This is a genomic window from Mesorhizobium sp. M2C.T.Ca.TU.002.02.1.1 (assembly GCF_003997225.1).
The window spans coordinates 1-2,604 of the sequence record NZ_RZTO01000834.1; the positions used below are offsets into that span (position 1 = coordinate 1).

3 protein-coding genes and 1 pseudogene are annotated in these 2,604 nt (G+C 65.4%); 2 read left to right on the plus strand and 2 right to left on the minus strand.

Going from position 1 to position 2,604, the window contains the following annotated elements; translation table 11 throughout:
• Positions 1-180, minus strand: a pseudogene (locus EOD07_RS30105) (hypothetical protein); the annotation flags it as partial.
• Between the two features lie 146 nt (positions 181-326).
• On the opposite strand from EOD07_RS30105, the gene EOD07_RS30110 reads away from it, so the two are divergent.
• Both EOD07_RS30110 and EOD07_RS30115 read left to right on the plus strand, forming a co-directional pair.
• Positions 327-1,226 (plus strand): VOC family protein, encoded by a 900-nt coding sequence (locus EOD07_RS30110; RefSeq protein WP_127237908.1) that lies wholly within the window; start codon positions 327-329, stop codon positions 1,224-1,226.
• Between the two features lie 49 nt (positions 1,227-1,275).
• Positions 1,276-1,869 (plus strand): sulfotransferase family protein, encoded by a 594-nt coding sequence (locus EOD07_RS30115; protein ID WP_245470545.1) that lies wholly within the window; start codon positions 1,276-1,278, stop codon positions 1,867-1,869.
• A gap of 105 nt (positions 1,870-1,974) precedes the next feature.
• Here EOD07_RS30115 and EOD07_RS30120 read toward each other — a convergent pair.
• Positions 1,975-2,604, minus strand: a 630-nt coding sequence (locus tag EOD07_RS30120; protein WP_127237910.1) for a DUF2270 domain-containing protein, incomplete at its 5' end; no start/stop codon positions are given.

Consider the following 2,604-nt stretch of genomic DNA (forward strand, 5'->3'; position numbering starts at 1 on the left):
GATGCGGCCAGGCGAGGAGTCCGACGCCCGCCAGCCCTCCTCGCCGAACTGGTCGGCGCGCGACCAATAGGCCATGTCGACCTCGGCCGGTCCCTGTTCGGACGAGCGTACCGTCACCAGGATGCGGCTGCCGTCCCGCGGCGCGCTCGCCATGTTGCGCCACTGCTCGGTTTCGTCCATGCGATCTCCTCCTGCTGAACCAAGTCCAGAAAAACCGGCCGTCGCAATAGTCGCCGCCCGCTGGGAAGGGGTCAACCCGAACTTGGAGCGCGACAGTTGTTTCATTAACAGCTAATATGCCCTTGGCCGCAATCGGACAGACGACGATGGATGAAGGATTGCTGTCTCCATTGACCCGTCTCGGGCCGGTCCATCTCAGGGTGACCGATGTGCCGGCGGCCCTGAATGTCTGGCGCGACGTCCTTGGGTTGGCGCTGCTTGGCGAGGACGCCGTCATGGCGGGACTTGGCGCCGGCGGACGGACGCTGATCGTGCTCCATGCCGGCGCGGAGACGCCGCTGCCGCAGAAGGCGCGCGGTCTCTTTCATGTTGCCATCCACGTCACCAGCCGCCGCGATCTGGCGCATACGGCCGCCCGTCTCAAGGCATCTGGCTTGCGGTACAGCGCCCAGGACCACCTTGTTTCGGAATCGCTCTACGTCTCCGACCCATCCGGCAACGGCATCGAGATCTGCTTCGACACGCCGGAACGCTTGCTGCGCCAAGAAGTATCGCCCAGCGGCCGCGTGGCGCTGATCGCCGCCGACGGCAGCGCGCATTCGGGGCTCGAGCCGCTGGACGTGTCCGGCCTGTTGCGCGACCTCGGCAATTCCGGCCATGTCGAGCCGAAGATGGCGCGGGATGCCTTTATCGGCCATATCCATTTGCGTGCCCGCGCGCCGGAGATGCTGATGAAATTCTATCTCGGCGTGCTCGGCTTCCGGCCGCATATCCAGTCCCGGACCTTCGGCATGTTCGACTGCGGCACCGAGCGCCGAGCCCATATGGTGGCCTTCAACATCTGGGCGCGCGACGAGCTGCGCGAGCCGCCGCCGAACGCCGCCGGTCTTGACCATTTCACCATCGAGCTTGGCTCGGCGCAGGAACTCGCCGCCGTCGAGCGCAGGCTCGATGCGGCCGACATACCAGCGAAAAGGGACGGTCGTGTCATCTCGAGCGGCGATCCGGAAGGCAACCGCCTGCGTTTCGTGGTCCACGGAGATTGACCGCAGCGCTTAAAGATGAGGAGAAGCTGAGGAGGGGGAAATGTCGCTGATGGTGATTGGAACCGGCTTCGGCCGGACGGGCACGGATTCGATGCGCGAGGCGCTGACCATGCTCGGCTTCGGTCCTTGCCACCATATGTCGGAGGTGATGGCGCATGCGGAGCAGAAGCGGCTTTGGCGGGCGCTGGCCAGGGGCGGGGCGCCCGACTGGGCCCAACTCTTCGCCGGATACAAATCCTGCGTCGACTGGCCCTCGGCGTTCTATTGGCGCGAGCTGATCGGCGTCTACCCCAAAGCACGCGTCATCCTCACCTGGCGCTCGCCCGAAAGCTGGTGGGAGAGTTTCGAAAAAACCATTCTGCCGGCGATCATCGGCAGCACGGACGAGGAGTCGCTAGGCATCGCGCTCGTCGCCAACAAGGTCTTCGGCGGCCGCCCGCAGGACCGCGCCCATGCGATCGCCGTCTACCGGGACAATGTCGAGGCGGTGCTGAACACCGTGCCGGCGGAACGACTGCTGGTGCATAAGCTCGGCGACGGCTGGGCACCGCTCTGCAGCCATCTCGGCATTCCCGTGCCGGACGAACCCTATCCCGCCCGCAACACCACGCGGGAGTTCCGGTCGGCGCTGTCGCTGCAGTGAGGGGGCAGCAGTAGGCAGTAGGCAGCAGAGGGTGTCCGCGCCCCGTTCCGACTTTGCTACTGCCTAATCCCCACTGCCTACTGCCTCGTTCCCTGCTGCCTTCCCTCACACATGCACGTCGCCGAAGGACAGCTCGCCGTCATCGGCGCGGGCCAGGAAGGCGGCGGCAAGCAGCGCGAGATAGCAGGCGGCCACACCGCACACGACGAAAACGCCCGGGATGGGCCCGAGCGTCGCCACCCTGAAGGTGTCGACGAGCGATGCCCCGAAGCCGATGGGCGAGCCTTCGCGCGACAGGCTCGGCGTGGTGATCTTCAGGATCCAGGCAAGCAGCAGAATCGTGTACATGAAGATATAGTTGCGGCGCAGCCGGCGGATCAGCGCCGCGCGTTGCGAGATCAGGAAGCGCGGCGAGCGCAGACCTTCGCCGAGGATGGCGAGCCAGTTGGAAGCGTAATCCGGCTGCGGCGAAAAAATCTGCGCGAAATAGTAGCGCTCGAACTGCCGCACGCGGGCGCGGTAGACATCGAAGAAGCGATAGCGCCGCGCTTCGATCCACAAAAGCAAAGTAATGAGCAGCATTGCGAACAAAAGCACGCCGTGATGCGCGCTGGGCGTCGACAGCGATACCGACAGCATCGCTGCCACCACGGTGATCGCCCAGTTGCTGGTGCGGTCGAGCCGGTCGCGCCAGCCGGCCATGCGTGCGATCTCGGCGCGGTGGAAATGCGACAG

Excerpts from the sequence above, each read along its gene's own strand:
- EOD07_RS30110 (WP_127237908.1), top strand. The coding sequence starts at position 327 with ATGGATGAAGGATTGCTGTCTCCATTGACCCGTCTCGGGCCGGTCCAT.
- EOD07_RS30115 (WP_245470545.1), top strand. The coding sequence starts at position 1,276 with ATGGTGATTGGAACCGGCTTCGGCCGGACGGGCACGGATTCGATGCGC.